A 15,891-nucleotide genomic window follows, 5' to 3' on the forward strand; every position below is an offset into this window, starting at 1 on the left:
TCGTTCCACACCACCCCTTCCGAGGAAACACCCATGGCCAAGCAAGCGCTCATCGTAGTCGATATCCAGAATGACTACTTCCCTCAAGGCAAATGGCCGCTGGTCGGCGCTGACGCGGCGGCCGACAATGCTGCGCGGGTGATCCAGGCCTTCCGTGATGCCGGTGATCAGGTGGTGCATATCCGCCACGAATTCACCTCTGACACCGCGCCGTTTTTCACACCGGGCTCGGAGGGTGCGCAGCTGCACCAAAAAGTCCGCAACCGCAGCCATGAACCGGTGGTGCTCAAACACTTCGTCAACGCGTTCCGCGAAACCGAACTGGAGGCGATCCTTGACCAACACGGCATCGACAACCTGGTGATCGTCGGCAGCATGAGCCACATGTGCATCGATGGCGCCGCACGTGCCGCGGCCGATCTTGGCTACGGCGTCACAGTGATCCACGACGCCTGCGCCACCCGTGACCTGGAGTTCAACGGGGTTATCGTTCCGGCGGCCCAGGTACACGCGGCCTTCATGTCGGCCCTGGGATTTGCCTATGCAACGGTGGTGTCCACCGACGATTTCCTGGCGGCCAGTCACTGAGCTTCCCCTATCCGGGCGCGCCCCATGGGCTGACGGATACCCATGAAGGCGAATGCGGACATGTCGGCGCTCGCCAAAGGCTGATCCAAACCGCCGAAAACAAAAGGCCCGTAGCGTTTTAGCGCTATGGGCCTTTTGTTTGTCGTCAGAAAAACAACAGCCGTCGAGATTTTTTATCTCTAAAGCCAACGCCTTTAACTCAAGCGCCGAGCCTTGTCTGGCGTGGGCTGCAGGCCGATCCAATCATTTCGTCCTGAGAGGCGAGTAAGAATAATCCTACAAAATACTGGACATATATACAGTACAAATTTACATTCAATCCCAGGTGCAGGGATTCACTTTGTACCCATAGCATTATTTTTTTAAGCAGGTTTGGATAAACAATGAAAGTAAAAAATGGATTTTTGTTAGGAACCGCCATTGCGGCTTCCTGCTTCATTTCGGCCTATGCCCTGGCTGAGCAATACCCCACACACACCAGCGAACAGCTCACCAGGCAGGCTATCAAGCAAGCGGTGAAGCAGGCGCTCAAGGCTGGCGGTAAAGTCGAGGCGAAGAAGGTTTCGCCGACGCTGATGCTGAAGGCTCAAGCGGCGCAACAAGCGAAAGCTTCCGGTCCGTCCAAGGCTGTCAGCAAGGCCGCCGCCAGGTCCGCACCTTACGAAACGGTGCTGTCTGCACCGGGGACCAACGTTCTCAAACAGAGCCAGACGAAAGCCGCGAGCGAAGCCCAGGCTGCGTTCGTTCCTCTGTGCGATACGCTGGAGATCAATAACCTTTACACCCTGAGCAATACACAGACCGGTGCCAGCATTTGCTATCACTTCAACGTGCCGAAAAAGGCCAAGGCCACTGTGCTGCTGGTCGGTCAGAGCGCTGGCACCAACATGGCGCTGACCTTGTTTCAGGACGACGGTCAAAACAACCTGATCCCCCTCGGCACATCCGACAGCCCGGGTAATGGCGATGAATCACTGAGCGGCATCCTTGAAGCAGGTGACTACTACTGGTTCATGCAGGCCAATACTGCCGATGGTTCGGACTTCAGTTTCGGTGCCGACGTCAACAGCAACATCGATGACTACGAGCCCAATGACACCGCGCAGACAGCCCGCGCACTGCCCGATGCACTGAACCAGATCACTGGCAACCTCGACAGTCCGACTGACGTCGATTACTTCGACTTCACCGCTGTGCGTGGTCAGAGCGTCAGCATGTACCTGGGCGATGACAAAAAGGGCACTCGCAACCAGTGGATCTTCGAACGTTTCGACGGAGCCAACTGGATCACCATTCCTGCCAACGCCACATCGACTTACCCAACCCTGGCCCCCAATGCCGTGGTGAAAGTTCGCGTACGGGCAAATCCGGAAGTGACCTGGAATGGAGGTTCTCAATACAAACTGAGCCTGGGTTCCAGCCCACGACTGAACAGCTCTGATGTCCAGGGCGACAGCGTTGTCAGAATCCCGAACTCGGCCCCGACCGCCTATGGCTACATGACGACTCAGGCGGCTAAAACGCTGACCTGGTCGACGAACTGGTCAGACAGTACCGGCGCTCCGCTGCTTGGGGTAACCCCGGTACTTCGCCTCGATCAGGATTGGGTCAACACCGAAATCAACTACAAGGACCATGAAGCTAAAACCAATAGCGCCGGTACGTCGACGTCGAGTGTCACGCTGGGTGCTTGCAACTACCGGTATCAGACGCAGTACCAGGCCTATAGCGGACCGTATCTCTATACTTGGGACACCACCTACGACTATGGCGCCTGGCGCATCGAGCTCAAGGAGTTCCCAGGCGTAGGGGTTGGCGGGGAAAACGTTCCGTACGTATCCTTTGGCCATCTCTGCAGCCAGACGATTGTTGGCAGAAACTAAAACCGAGCAAGACCAGGGGGGCAGACCTGATGGCGTTGCCCCCCATCACGAAAAAGGCCCGCAGCGTTGACGCACTGCGGGCCTTTTTTCGTGATGAAAATCAGTCGATTAAAAATCTCACGCGTGAGTTGTTGAGAGTGCCTGAATTTATCTGTAGTGTTCTCACGCGTGATACAAAACAAAGCGGAGCCACTGCAATGAAACGTCGCTCTCCAGCAGCCTCAGACACAACACCCGCGAGCAGCCAGGGAGAGCGCTCGAAACCCTCCGCGAAAAAACCATCGAGCTTCTATATGAAGCAGATGCGCGGAGGACTTAGCGCCGCCGGCTATGTGAAACATGAAACTTGGGTGCTTCCCGAAAACCGGAGCCTGCTCAAGCAAATGGAGAAACAGCTACGCCAGCCGATCCTGGCTGGTTCATTCATGTTGGAGGATTACATGAGCGCAGGTAACAACTGGAACATCGATCGCCTCTTCAGCGCCCTGCAGGCCCTTGATGAGGTGGTATCCAACGAAATCACCCTGACGTTGATTCAAGGCTCCGAGCAGAGCATCAAGCTTGAAATGAACGAGTTTGGCGGGCTGCCGATTTACATCGCTGTCGTCGGCGAGCAAATCATCGTCGACACGGTGCTGGTCGATCTCGAATCCATCAAGGACGTGCAGCGTTTCAACGATGCCGTGCTGCGCAGCCGGGAAATGTTCCCGCTGTCGTCGATCGGTATCGAATCCATGCCCAACGGCCAGACCGTCTACAACATGTTCGGTGCGCTCAGTTCCGAGTCCAGCCTGACCAACGTCGTGACCGAAATCAAAACCCTCGTCGACAACGTTCAGCGCGCCAGCGAAGCCTTCGAAAGCTTCTTCAACTAATTTTCGGGAGTACCGACGCATGCAAAACCAATCGATCTGGAGCAAGTTGTTCACCGCACTGCGTGGCGGTGCCAGCGAAGTCGGCGAAGCCATCGCCGACCAACAGGCCCTGCGCATCCTCGATCAGGAAATCCGCGACGCCGACAGCGCTCTGGCAAACGCCAAGCGCGAACTGGTCACCATCATGGCCAAGCACAAACTCTCGGCCGAGCGCGTGGCGCAGTACAACGCCAAGATCAAGGACCTGGAATCCAAGGCCATGGCCGCGCTCCAGGCCAACCGTGAAGACCTGGCTCTGGAAGTGGCCGAAGCCATTTCGACCCTGACCAACGAACACGACGCCGAACAGAAGCAAACCACCGAGTTCGGTGCCTACGCCGACAAAATGCGCAAGGACATCACCAAGGCCGAAGCCCGCATCAAGAGCCTGCGCCAACAAGTGGACATGGCCAAGGCCCGTGAAAGCGTACAGAAAGCGCAGGTCAGCGCCTCCATCGCCAGCGGCGGCGCCAACGGCAAACTGGAAACCGCCGTCGGCACCTTGAATCGCCTGCAAGCCAAGCAGGAACAACGTGCTGCCGAGCTGGAAGCGAGCGACGAACTGGCGGACGCGTCCACCGGCAACGACCTGGAGCGCAAGCTGCGCGAAGCCGGCATCACACCGGACCAGGGCAGTGCGAACTCGATTCTGGACCGCCTGAAAAAACAATCGGCCGAGTAACCGGCTTACGCAAGCACTCAGAAGCAAGGGCACCGACGTGCCCTTCTTTTTGTTGATTCGAGGACAAGGATGGACAGGGTAACCGGCTTCAAGATCATCGCAGGCCTGGCCATGCTGATGGTCGCGATCCACCTGCTGAACGCACTGACAGGCTACAGCCTGACGATATTCGGCCTGGTCCCCCGAACCGCCCACGGCCTCGTCGGAATTATGGCCTCACCGTTTCTGCACATATCCTTCGCGCACTTGATCGCCAACCTGGTGCCGTTCCTGGTGCTGGGAACCCTGGTGATCGCCGAGGGCTTCAAACGCTTTGCGGCCGTCAGCGCAATCATCATTCTGTTCGGCGGCTCGCTGGTCTGGCTGTTCGGTTTCAACGGCGTTCATGTGGGCGCCAGCGCCTGGGTCTTTGGCCTCTGGGCGTACCTTCTGGCGCGAGCCTGGTTCCACCGCAGCTGGAGCAACGTTCTGATCGCCAGCATTGTCGCCCTCCTCTACGCAAGCCTGATTTTCGGCTTTATTCCGCGCCAGGGCACCTCATTCGAAGGGCATATTGGCGGCGCATTCGCCGGTTTTATTGCAGCCCGGCTACTTCTCTCCAGGCCGCGCAGCAGGTCTAATGCAGCCCGGTAAACACGCAGGCACCAAAAACGTCCGCAGCGGGTTTATTCGTCAAGGACGCGCCACCCCAGGGAGCCAGGGACAAATGTCGATTTTCCTCTTTTTACGCATGTACGCAGCGTCGCTCATCCACACGTCTGGATCGGGCGGACTCGCCATCACCTTGGGCGTACACGCTGCCAGCACCTGCCTGGGCGAACTGGCGCTCCTCATAGGCCTCCGCGCCAAAGGCCCACTAGAGCCTTCGATCAATATCGCTTCCACCCGCCTAAAGGAAATCACCCATGGGATGGTTTAAACAGCTGATGGGCCTTGAGGCCCCGACACCCAAGGACAGCGCACCGGTTGCCGGCCCCCTCGGGCTCGGCCAGGGCAAAGCGCTGGTGTTCGACACTACCCTCAAGCTGTTGCTTGACGAAAAAACCAGCGTGGTCATTCCCGGCACCCAGCAGATCTGGAGCGTCGGCACTGTTGACCTCGGCCAGTCGACCTGGCTTTCGCGCTACTACATGGACGATGAAGACTTCTGGCTGCAGGTTCATACCACTGGCGCCGTCGCTGGCCAGGTCGAGTCGGTGATCCTGTTCAACTACCAGAGCTACGTCACCCTCAACAGTGAATCCGAACTGCGCAGGCTCGCGGGGCCGGACAGCCTGATCGGCCTGCCGACCTACACCCATGACGGCGTCGAATACAGCCGCGAATGGGGCACCGAGGCCGGGCAGACCGAGCTGGTGGCCTTCACTGAGCAGGTCAGCAATCCGGATCAGTCCTACGTCGTGGAACATCGCTCGATGCTCTACGCCCGCGAGACCGGTTTGACCGACCGCCGCGAATTCCTGCTGTTCTCGGTCGAAGAAGACGCCGAAGGCAGCATCAGCTTGAGCACCTCACTGGGTATCTCGCTGTACACCACCGACCTCACTACTCTTTAAAAAGGAACAGCCCATGCTAGAAGCACTCTCCGTCTCGCTGAACAAAGCCGCCGTCCTGGGATTTGTTTCGTACATCATCGGTGCCGCCCTGCTGTTCGCGATTTTCCAGTTCGTCTACACCCGCATCACGCCGCACAAAGAGTTCGAACTGATTCGCTCCGGCAACACCGCGGCCGCCATCGCCCTGTCCGGCGCCATCATCGGTTTCGCGATCCCGGCGAGCAATGTGATTGCCTACTCGGTCAACCTGCTGGACTTCGCCGTGTGGGCACTGATTGCCGCAGTGGTGCAACTGTTGGCGTTCCTGATGACCAGCCTGGTGCTTAAAGGCACCTCCGAACGCATCCGTAATGGCGAAATCGCTGCCGCCATCTACGTCGCAGCCGTCGCCATCAGCGTTGGCCTGCTCAATGCTGCGTGCATGACCCCTTCGCAGAACTGATCGCGCCACGGAGGCAATGATGAAACGAAGCAAGTACGTTCAACTGTCCCTAGCGGCATCGGTCGCCGTCGCAATATCAGGTTGCGGGCCGACAGAAAAAACCTACACAGTGAATCAGAAGTTCAACTTTCAATCCGTGCAGCAGTGCGTGGATCAAAAGCTTCCGGTGAGTGTCTGCTCCAACGCCTACATGACCGCCCTCACCGAACACCGTCGCATTGCGCCGCTGTATGACAGCCAGGCCGATTGCGACGCCGACTTTGTCGCTGACTGGTGCCAACAGGACTCCACCGGCAAGTTCATTCCAAAACTCGGCGGCTTCGAGCTGGCAGCCAATGGCGAAGTCACCCAGACCCAGCTGGACGCCGCCAAAGCCCAACTGCCCGCCTCCGAGGCGAGCTCAGGCGGTTCAGGAGGAATGGTCAACGGCCTTCTGGCCGGCATGCTGATCAGCAACATGTTGAACAGCAACCGGGGCAGCTACAACTCCGAACCGGTTTACCGCTACCGCGACTCACGTGGCGATTACTCATCGTCGACGCTCAGCCAGCGCATCGCCACCGGCTCGAGTTTCACCAAGTCCGAGCAGGCGAAATACGGTAGCGGCTACAGCAGCTCTACGTTCAAGTCGAGCAGTTCCAAGCCAATCTCGGTGGCATCGTCCACTTCCCGGGGCGGCTTTGGCAGCCAAGCCAGCGCCCGCAGCGGCTGGGGTGGCTCGAGCAGTTCCGGTCGATCGAGCAGTTAAGGAGCGAGCGCCATGAAGAAAATCCTCTGCCAGGAACGTCACGACTGGAAGCAGACCGCCGAAAACCTCGGTTTCATGTTTCACACCATCGACGACGAGCCCTACTGGGACGAGAGCGCGTATTACCAATTCACGCTCAAGCAGATCGAGAACGATCTCGAAGACCCGACTACCGAGCTCCATGAGATGTGCATGGACCTGGTCGATCGAGTGGTGCAGAGCGAAGAGCTGCTGGAGCGCCTGAGCATTCCGGCGCCCTTCTTCGACATGATTCGCACTTCATGGCGCGAAGGCCATCCGCACCTTTACGGTCGCCTGGACTTCTCCTACAACGGCAGCGGCCCCGCCAAATTGCTGGAACTCAACTACGACACGCCCACCAGTTTGTACGAGGCCTCAGCGTTTCAGTGGGGCTGGCTGGAACAATGCATCGAGCGCGGCTTACTGCCCAGCCATGCCGACCAGTTCAACAGCATCGACACCAAGCTGCATCAGGCCTTTGCGCAATTGCAGATCAAACAGCCTTTCTACTTCGCCTCGATGAAAGCCTCGGTCGAAGACAAGGGCACCACCGACTACTTGCGCCTGATTGCGGAAAAAGTCGGGATCGAGTCACGCCACATCGATATCGAAGACATCGGCCTCAACAGCGAAGGACGCTTCGTCGATCTCGAAGAACGCTGGATTCCTCACCTGTTCAAACTGCACGCCTGGGAATTCATTTTCCACGAGCCGTTTGGTGAAGCCATCGCCCAGAGTGACACGCAGTTTTTCGAGCCCGCCTGGAAATCGATCATCTCGAACAAAGGCATCCTCCCTTTGCTGTGGGAGTTCAATAAAGGGCACCCGAACCTGCTTGCCACCCACCTGGATCCCGAGCCTGGCAAACCGGTGCCGAAAGGCTGGGTACGCAAACCGTTCTTCTCCCGCGAAGGCGCCAACATCGAGCTGCACACCCCGGATGGCCTGGTCGTAAAGGAAGACGGGCCGTACACCGACGCGCCGTTCATCCTCCAGGAGTTCGCCCCGCTGCCGAAGTTCGGCGACAGCTACACGCTGATCGGTTCCTGGGTGATCGGCGATCAGGCGGCCGGCATCGGCGTGCGCGAGGACAACAGCTTGATCACCAAAGACTCAAGCCGGTTTTTGCCGCACCTGATACTCGACTGAACGACTTATCTCCTGGAAAGCGCCCAAAGAAAAAGGCCCGTAGCGTTTGCTACGGGCCTTTTGTCTATATCCGGCGGATCTGATGATCAGAACGGAATATCGTCATCAAAGCTGTCGAAATCTGGAGCTGGCTGCGGTGCGGCCTGCTGTGGTGCCGGAGCCGAACGCTGTTGCGGAGCCGACTGCTGCGGACGCGGAGCTTGCTGACGCGGAGCGGATTGCTGGTAGTTGTTACCGCCGCCCTGGCCCTGTTGGTCGCCCTGTGGACGGCCGCCCAGCAGCTGCATGGTGCCCTGCATGTCGACCACGATTTCAGTGGTGTAACGCTTGATACCGTCTTTTTCCCACTCGCGGGTTTGCAGCTTGCCTTCGATGTAGACCTGCGAACCTTTACGCAGGTATTCACCGGCGATTTCCGCAACCTTGCCGAACATCGATACACGGTGCCATTCGGTCTTTTCGACTTTCTGGCCGGTTTGCTTGTCGGTCCATTGTTCGCTGGTCGCCAGACTCAGGTTGGTCACGGCGTTACCGTTAGGCAAGTAGCGAACTTCGGGATCCTGGCCGCAAGTGCCGACCAATATGACTTTGTTAACCCCACGGGCCATAACGTTCTCCTAGGCTTCGCACGCAGTCGGGGCCGGGTTGTTGACCAGGCTCTCGAGGGTCGTGCGATCCAATAGTTCGGTGTCCAATTTGATGTAAATGGCCGCTTCATCAGCAACCACCACTGCATCTGTTACCCCAACGACGGCCAGCAGGCGCTCGACCAAACCAGCTTCGCGGATCGCTTCAGGCGATAACGGCAAGCGCAGGCTCGTCACATAGGGAGGTTCACGCATGGTAACAGCAAAGGCCAACCAGAGGGCAGCCAGTCCTGCGCATCCAAGGAACACAGCCGACAGACCGCCATGCTGGAACATCCAGCCGCCCATGATCCCGCCCAGTGCCGAACCGAGGAACTGACTGGTGGAATAAACCCCCATCGCCGTGCCCTTGCCGCCTGCCGGTGAAACCTTGCTGATCAGCGACGGCAACGAAGCTTCGAGCAGATTGAATGCGGTGAAAAACACCACCGTACCAATCACCAGAGCCCGCAAGCTGTCGCCGAACTGCCAGAAGAATAGCTCAGTGAGCATCAGCGTACTGACCGCACCGAGTAAAACTCGTTTCATTTTGCGTTTCTTCTCGCCGTAGATAATGAACGGGATCATGGCGAAGAACGAAATCAGCAGCGCGGTCAGGTACACCCACCAGTGCTGCTCCTTGGGCAATCCGGCTTTTTCGACCAGCGCCAATGGCAACGCGACGAAGCTCGACATCAACATCGCGTGCAACACAAAAATACCGAGGTCCAGACGCAGCAGGTCCGGATGCTTGAGCGTCGGGATCAGCGCCTGGCGGGCAACGCCGGATTCGCGGTGATGCAACGGGCTGGTGGCGCGCGGCACCATGAACATCACGATCACGATGCCAAACAGCGCCATGCCGCCCGTCGCCAGGAACAAGCCGGACAGACCAAAGGCGCGGGTCAGCAGCGGCCCGACCACCATGGCCACGGCAAACGACAGACCGATGGTCATGCCGATCATGGCCATGGCTTTGGTGCGGTGCTGTTCGCGGGTCAGGTCCGACAGCAAGGCCATGACCGCCGCGGAAATCGCCCCGGCGCCTTGCAGGATTCGTCCGGCGATCACACCCCAGATCGAATCGGCATTGGCGGCCAAAACGCTACCGAGGGCGAAGACGATCAGCCCCAGGTAAATCACCGGGCGGCGGCCGATACGGTCGGAAATGATCCCGAACGGAATCTGAAAAATCGCCTGAGTCAGGCCGTAAGCGCCAATCGCCAGACCGATGAGGGCCGGGGTCGCTCCTGCGAGATCCATTCCATAGGTCGCCAACACCGGCAACACCATAAACATGCCAAGCATACGGAAGGCGAACACCAGGGCCAGACCGCTTGCTGCGCGGGTCTCGCCACCACTCATGCGTTCGCTGTGGGGATCGTGCATGGAATAACCTCATGTGAACCGGCGGCGATTCTACCAGTCCCATCGGTTGACGGGGTATAGGGCGACGCTTTGTCGCGAGCCTGCCTCGCGCCGTTGTCAGGCGCCGTTCAGCAAGCGTCATTTGATAGTGTGCATCCATCCAGTATTTGCCCGTATACTCCTACGTTTTCGACGCCCGCCAAGCGAGGCCACCTTGGACAAGATCCTGATTCGTGGGGCTCGAACCCACAACCTGAAGAACATCGACCTGACCCTGCCGCGGGACAAACTGATCGTCATCACCGGTTTGTCCGGGTCCGGCAAGTCTTCCCTGGCATTCGACACCTTGTACGCCGAGGGTCAGCGACGTTATGTCGAGTCGCTGTCGGCCTATGCCCGGCAGTTCCTGTCGATGATGGAAAAGCCTGACGTCGACACCATCGAAGGTCTGTCGCCAGCCATCTCCATCGAACAGAAGTCGACCTCGCACAACCCGCGCTCGACAGTCGGCACCATCACCGAAATCTACGACTACCTGCGCCTGCTTTATGCCCGCGTGGGTATTCCGCGCTGCCCGGATCACGATATTCCGCTGGAAGCGCAGACCGTCAGCCAGATGGTCGACCTGGTCCTCGCCGAGCCCGAAGGCAGCAAGTTGATGCTGCTGGCACCGGTAATCCGCGAGCGCAAGGGCGAACACCTTTCGGTCTTCGAAGAACTGCGCGCCCAGGGCTTTGTCCGGGCCCGGGTCAACGGCAAGCTCTTCGAACTGGACGAATTGCCGAAGCTGGATAAACAGAAGAAGCACTCGATCGATGTCGTGGTCGACCGCTTCAAGGTCCGCGCCGATCTGCAACAGCGGCTGGCCGAGTCGTTCGAGACGGCGCTGAAACTGGCCGACGGAATTGCGCTGGTCGCGCCGATGGACGACGAGCCGGGCGAAGAGATGATCTTCTCCGCACGCTTCGCCTGCCCGATCTGTGGCCATGCGATCAGCGAACTTGAACCCAAGCTGTTCTCCTTCAACAATCCAGCAGGCGCCTGCCCGACCTGCGACGGCTTGGGGGTTAAGCAGTTCTTCGACATCAAGCGCCTGGTCAATGGCGAGCTGACCCTGGCTGAAGGGGCGATTCGCGGCTGGGACAGGCGTAACGTCTACTACTTCCAGATGCTCGGTTCACTGGCCTCGCATTACGGCTTCAGCCTGGAAGTGCCGTTCAACCAGCTGCCAGCCGATCAGCAGAAGGTCATCCTGCACGGCAGCGGCACGCAGAACGTCGATTTCAAATATTTGAACGACCGCGGCGACATCGTCAAACGCTCGCACCCGTTCGAAGGCATCGTGCCGAACCTGGACCGTCGCTACCGCGAAACCGAGTCCGCTTCGGTGCGCGAAGAACTGGCCAAGTTCCTCAGCACCCAGCCTTGCCCGGATTGCCGCGGTACTCGCCTGCGCCGTGAAGCGCGGCATGTGTGGGTCGGCGAGAAGACACTGCCGGCGGTGACCAACCTGCCGATCGGCGATGCGTCCGATTACTTCGGCACGCTGAAACTGACCGGTCGACGCGGCGAAATTGCCGACAAGATTCTCAAGGAAATCCGCGAGCGCTTGCAGTTCCTGGTCAACGTCGGTCTCGACTATCTGTCGCTGGACCGCAGTGCCGACACGCTGTCTGGCGGTGAAGCACAACGTATTCGTCTGGCCAGCCAGATCGGCGCCGGCCTGGTGGGCGTGCTGTACATTCTCGACGAACCGTCGATTGGCTTGCACCAGCGCGACAACGATCGACTGCTGGGAACGCTCAAGCATCTGCGCGATATCGGCAACACGGTGATCGTGGTCGAGCACGACGAAGATGCGATTCGTCTGGCCGACTATGTGGTGGACATCGGCCCGGGTGCGGGCGTACACGGTGGTCACATTGTCGCCGAAGGTACCCCGGCCGAAGTCATGGCGCACCCCGACTCGCTGACGGGTAAATACCTGTCCGGCCGCGTGAAAATCGAAGTCCCGGCCAAACGCACAGCACGCAACAAGAAGCTCTCGTTGTCGCTCAAGGGCGCCCGGGGCAACAACTTGCGCGACGTCGATCTGGAGATTCCGATTGGTTTGCTGACCTGCGTGACCGGCGTGTCCGGCTCCGGCAAGTCGACACTGATCAACAACACCCTGTTCCCGCTCAGCGCCACCGCACTGAATGGTGCAACCACCCTGGAAGCCGCAGCCCACGACAGCATCAAGGGCCTTGAACATCTGGACAAAGTCGTCGACATCGACCAAAGCCCGATCGGCCGTACGCCGCGTTCCAACCCGGCGACCTACACCGGGCTGTTCACACCGATTCGTGAACTGTTTGCCGGCGTGCCGGAGTCCCGCTCACGCGGCTATGGTCCGGGACGTTTCTCCTTCAACGTGAAAGGCGGACGTTGCGAGGCCTGTCAGGGCGATGGCCTGATCAAGGTGGAAATGCACTTTCTGCCGGACATCTATGTCCCGTGCGACGTCTGCAAGAGCAAGCGCTACAACCGCGAAACCCTGGAGATCAAGTACAAGGGCAAGAGCATCCACGAAACGCTGGAAATGACCATCGAAGAAGCCCGAGTGTTTTTCGATGCGGTTCCAGCGCTGGCGCGCAAGCTACAGACGTTAATGGATGTAGGCCTGTCGTACATCAAGCTGGGGCAATCGGCGACCACCCTGTCGGGCGGTGAAGCCCAGCGGGTGAAACTGTCCCGAGAATTGTCCAAGCGCGATACCGGCAAAACCCTGTACATCCTCGACGAGCCGACTACTGGCCTGCACTTCGCAGATATCCAGCAGTTGCTTGATGTACTCCATCGCCTGCGCGATCACGGCAACACCGTGGTGGTGATCGAGCACAACCTGGATGTGATCAAGACCGCTGACTGGCTGGTGGACCTTGGGCCGGAAGGTGGCTCCAAGGGCGGGCAGATCATTGCAGTAGGTACGCCGGAGGAAGTCGCCGAGATGAAGCAGTCGCATACCGGTTTCTACCTCAAGCCATTGTTGGAACGCGATCGGGCTTAACGTCCGCGCATGAAAAAGCCCCGGTCACTTCATCTGTGACCGGGGCTTTTTTGTACCTGAGTTGTAGGAGCGCGGCTTGCCGGCGATGGCGTCCTTGAAATCGCCATCGCCAGCAAGCTTGGCTCCTACAAGCCGGTCATAGCATCAGAACTGCGATTGCAGGTAGTTTTCCAGGCCGACCAGCTTGATCAGACCCAACTGCTTCTCCAGCCAGTACGTGTGATCTTCTTCGGTGTCAGCCAATTGAACCCGCAGAATCTCGCGACTGACGTAATCCTTGTGCAACTCGCAGAGTTCGATGCCTTTGCAGAGCGCGGCACGAACTTTATATTCCAGGCGCAAGTCGGCAGCGAGCATCTCAGGCACCGTGGTGCCAACGTCCAGATCGTCCGGGCGCATGCGTGGCGTGCCTTCGAGCATGAGGATTCGGCGCATCAGCGCATCGGCGTGCTGGGCCTCTTCTTCCATCTCGTGATTGATGCGCTCGTAGAGCTCGGTAAAGCCCCAGTCCTCATACATCCGCGAATGGATGAAATATTGATCACGCGCTGCCAGTTCGCCGGTGAGCAACGTGTTGAGGTAATCGATTACGTCTGGGTGGCCTTGCATCGCCCTACATCTCCCTGCTTGAAAGGCTGTAGTTTGAACCAAGCGGACTGATAGGTCACTCGAATAGCGCGATAAAAGCGAAGATACTCCGAGAAAACTAGCTTAAATAACGCAAAAACCGCCCAAATGAGGGCGGTTCTGCTTATCGTTTAGACTTAGTTAAGCTGTACACCCAAGGCCTTTGCGATGCCTTCTCCGTAAGCAGCATCTGCCTTGTAGAAGTGCTGCAGCTGACGCTGAACCACATCACTGGAAACGCCCGACATAGCACCGGCAATGTTGTTGATCAGCAGGGTTTTCTGCTCATCGCTCATCAAGCGGAACAACGCACCGGCGTGGCTGTAGTAATCCGTATCTTCCCGGTGATCGTAACGATCGGCCGCGCCGTTCAGGGCCAGTGCTGGCTCTGCGTATTGTGGAGCTTGCTTCGCTGCACCAGCGTAGCTGTTAGGCTCGTAGTTCGGTGTACTGCCACCGTTGCTGCCAAATGCCATGGAGCCGTCGCGCTGATAGCTGTTGACCGGGCTGCGCGGCGCATTCACCGGTAGCTGCTGGTGATTGGTGCCGACACGGTAGCGGTGGGCATCGGCGTAGGCAAACACTCGACCTTGCAGCATACGGTCTGGCGACAAGCCCACACCCGGCACCATGTTGCTCGGGCCAAACGCCGCTTGCTCGACTTCAGCGAAGTAGTTCTGCGGGTTTCGATTGAGCTCAAGCTCACCGACTTCGATCAGCGGGAATTCCTTCTGCGACCAGGTCTTGGTCACGTCGAACGGGTTCTCGTAATGCGCCGCGGCCTGGGCCTCGGTCATGATCTGGATACATACCCGCCATTTCGGGAAGTCACCGCGTTCGATTGCACCGAACAGGTCGCGTTGAGCGTAATCCGGGTCAGTACCTGCCAGGCGTGCAGCTTCTGCCGGCGCCAGGTTCTTGATGCCCTGTTTGGTCTTGTAGTGCCATTTAACCCAGTGACGCTCGCCTTTAGCGCTGATCAGGCTGTAGGTGTGGCTGCCAAAACCGTGCATGTGACGATAGCCATCAGGGATGCCACGATCCGAGAACAGGATGGTGACCTGGTGCAACGCCTCAGGCGAGTGCGACCAGAAGTCCCACATCATCTGTGCACTTTTCAGGTTGCTTTGCGGCAAACGTTTTTGGGTGTGGATAAAGTCCGGGAACTTCAACGGATCACGGATGAAGAACACTGGCGTGTTGTTGCCAACGATGTCCCAGTTGCCTTCCTCGGTGTAGAACTTCAGCGCAAAACCACGCGGATCGCGCTCGGTATCTGCTGAGCCGCGCTCGCCGCCCACTGTGGAGAAACGCAGAAAGGTCGGGGTTTGCTTGCCAACGGACTCAAACAGCTTGGCACTGGTGTATTGGGTAATATCGTGGGTAACGGTGAACGTACCGTAAGCACCCGAGCCTTTGGCGTGTACGCGGCGCTCCGGGATGTTTTCACGGTTGAAGTGGGCAAGCTTCTCGATCAGGTGAAAGTCGTCGAGCAGCAGCGGGCCACGAGGGCCAGCGGAACGGGAATTTTGGTTGTCGGCGACGGGCGCGCCACTGGCGGTGGTAAGCGTTTTATTCTGGCTCATGCGATCTCTTCCTGTGTCAGTCTTGGAACTGCCGGCTAATCGGCCTGGAGGGGAGTATTAATCATCCATATGACAGTCACAAATTCATTAATCCGCAGACATCGATAGAAAAATACTAATGACCAACCCACGCATATAGTGCAGACAGGAAAAGGTATGAAGCTTGTACGTAGAGCGCATTTCTTACAGGCACAAAAAACCGGGCACTAGGCCCGGTTTTTCGTTTCAGACTGACGTCTTACTCAGCGGATACAGCTTCACCGCCGACAGCACGATCAACCAACTCGACGTACGCCATAGGCGCGTTGTCGCCAGCGCGGAAACCGCACTTGAGGATGCGCAGGTAGCCACCCTCACGGGTAGCGTAACGCTTGCCCAGGTCGTTGAAGAGCTTACCAACGATAGCTTTCGAACGAGTACGGTCGAAAGCCAGACGGCGGTTAGCCAGGCTGTCTGTCTTGGCCAAAGTGATCAGCGGCTCAGCAACGCGACGCAGTTCTTTAGCTTTTGGCAGTGTAGTTTTGATCAGCTCGTGCTCGAACAGCGACACCGCCATGTTTTGAAACATGGCCTTGCGGTGCGAGCTGGTGCGGCTCAGGTGACGACCACTTTTACGATGACGCATGGTTCATTCCTTACCAAACACAACGTT

General features: G+C 58.3%; 16 protein-coding genes. 11 read left to right on the forward strand and 5 right to left on the reverse strand.

Annotated elements, in window-relative coordinates; all coding sequences use genetic code 11:
• Positions 1-33 precede the first annotated feature (33 nt).
• From AO353_RS06795 to AO353_RS06840, 10 genes are all read left to right on the forward strand, one after another.
• Entirely contained in the window at positions 34-588 is a 555-nt protein-coding gene (locus tag AO353_RS06795) for a cysteine hydrolase family protein (protein WP_054594263.1), read from the forward strand.
• Positions 589-971: 383 nt separating this feature from the next.
• A complete protein-coding gene (locus tag AO353_RS06800; protein WP_054594264.1) occupies positions 972-2,471 on the forward strand; it encodes a hypothetical protein in 1,500 nt (499 codons plus the stop codon).
• 197 nt (positions 2,472-2,668) lie between these two features.
• Entirely contained in the window at positions 2,669-3,346 is a 678-nt protein-coding gene (locus AO353_RS06805; RefSeq protein ID WP_054594265.1) for a YjfI family protein, read from the forward strand.
• A gap of 19 nt (positions 3,347-3,365) precedes the next feature.
• Positions 3,366-4,067 carry a PspA/IM30 family protein gene (locus AO353_RS06810; protein ID WP_054594266.1) on the forward strand — a complete coding sequence of 234 codons (702 nt, stop codon included), beginning with the start codon at positions 3,366-3,368 and terminating at the stop codon, positions 4,065-4,067.
• Positions 4,068-4,136: 69 nt separating this feature from the next.
• Positions 4,137-4,700, forward strand: a complete 564-nt coding sequence (locus AO353_RS06815) for a rhomboid family intramembrane serine protease (protein WP_054594267.1) — start codon at positions 4,137-4,139, stop codon at positions 4,698-4,700.
• Positions 4,701-4,773: 73 nt separating this feature from the next.
• Positions 4,774-4,986, forward strand: a complete 213-nt coding sequence (locus AO353_RS06820) for a hypothetical protein (protein WP_054594268.1) — start codon at positions 4,774-4,776, stop codon at positions 4,984-4,986.
• A complete protein-coding gene (locus AO353_RS06825) occupies positions 4,973-5,623 on the forward strand; it encodes a DUF2491 family protein (RefSeq protein WP_054594269.1) in 651 nt (216 codons plus the stop codon). The genes AO353_RS06820 and AO353_RS06825 overlap by 14 nt, the downstream gene beginning before the upstream one ends.
• A gap of 13 nt (positions 5,624-5,636) precedes the next feature.
• Positions 5,637-6,065: a DUF350 domain-containing protein gene (locus AO353_RS06830; RefSeq protein ID WP_054594270.1), complete on the forward strand. Its 429-nt coding sequence runs from the start codon at positions 5,637-5,639 to the stop codon at positions 6,063-6,065.
• A gap of 19 nt (positions 6,066-6,084) precedes the next feature.
• Positions 6,085-6,813, forward strand: coding sequence for a DUF1190 domain-containing protein (locus tag AO353_RS06835; RefSeq protein ID WP_054594271.1), 729 nt, complete (start codon positions 6,085-6,087; stop codon positions 6,811-6,813).
• A 12-nt stretch (positions 6,814-6,825) separates the two neighbouring features.
• Entirely contained in the window at positions 6,826-7,983 is a 1,158-nt protein-coding gene (locus AO353_RS06840) for a glutathionylspermidine synthase family protein (protein WP_054594272.1), read from the forward strand.
• An 86-nt stretch (positions 7,984-8,069) separates the two neighbouring features.
• Here the strand turns inward: AO353_RS06840 and AO353_RS06845 are convergent, their stop codons facing one another.
• Positions 8,070-8,591, reverse strand: a complete 522-nt coding sequence (locus AO353_RS06845; RefSeq protein ID WP_053162823.1) for a single-stranded DNA-binding protein — start codon at positions 8,589-8,591, stop codon at positions 8,070-8,072.
• A 9-nt stretch (positions 8,592-8,600) separates the two neighbouring features.
• The gene (locus AO353_RS06850) at positions 8,601-9,998 is read right to left on the reverse strand and encodes an MFS transporter (protein WP_054594273.1); all 1,398 of its coding nucleotides are present in this window, start codon (positions 9,996-9,998) and stop codon (positions 8,601-8,603) included.
• Positions 9,999-10,191: 193 nt separating this feature from the next.
• Between AO353_RS06850 and uvrA the strand changes: the two genes are divergently transcribed.
• A complete protein-coding gene (gene uvrA / locus AO353_RS06855; RefSeq protein ID WP_054594274.1) occupies positions 10,192-13,026 on the forward strand; it encodes an excinuclease ABC subunit UvrA in 2,835 nt (944 codons plus the stop codon).
• A 144-nt stretch (positions 13,027-13,170) separates the two neighbouring features.
• Here the strand turns inward: uvrA and bfr are convergent, their stop codons facing one another.
• From bfr to rplQ, 3 genes are all read right to left on the reverse strand, one after another.
• On the reverse strand, positions 13,171-13,635 hold the full coding sequence (bfr, locus tag AO353_RS06860; protein WP_054594275.1) for a bacterioferritin: 465 nt from the start codon (positions 13,633-13,635) through the stop codon (positions 13,171-13,173).
• A 155-nt stretch (positions 13,636-13,790) separates the two neighbouring features.
• Entirely contained in the window at positions 13,791-15,239 is a 1,449-nt protein-coding gene (locus AO353_RS06865; RefSeq protein WP_054594276.1) for a catalase, read from the reverse strand.
• A 238-nt stretch (positions 15,240-15,477) separates the two neighbouring features.
• Complete coding sequence (gene rplQ / locus AO353_RS06870; protein WP_007924175.1) at positions 15,478-15,864, reverse strand: 50S ribosomal protein L17; 387 nt, start codon at positions 15,862-15,864, stop codon at positions 15,478-15,480.
• Positions 15,865-15,891: the final 27 nt, after the last annotated feature.

The organism is Pseudomonas fluorescens, assembly GCF_001307155.1.
GTDB lineage: Bacteria > Pseudomonadota > Gammaproteobacteria > Pseudomonadales > Pseudomonadaceae > Aquipseudomonas > Aquipseudomonas helvetica.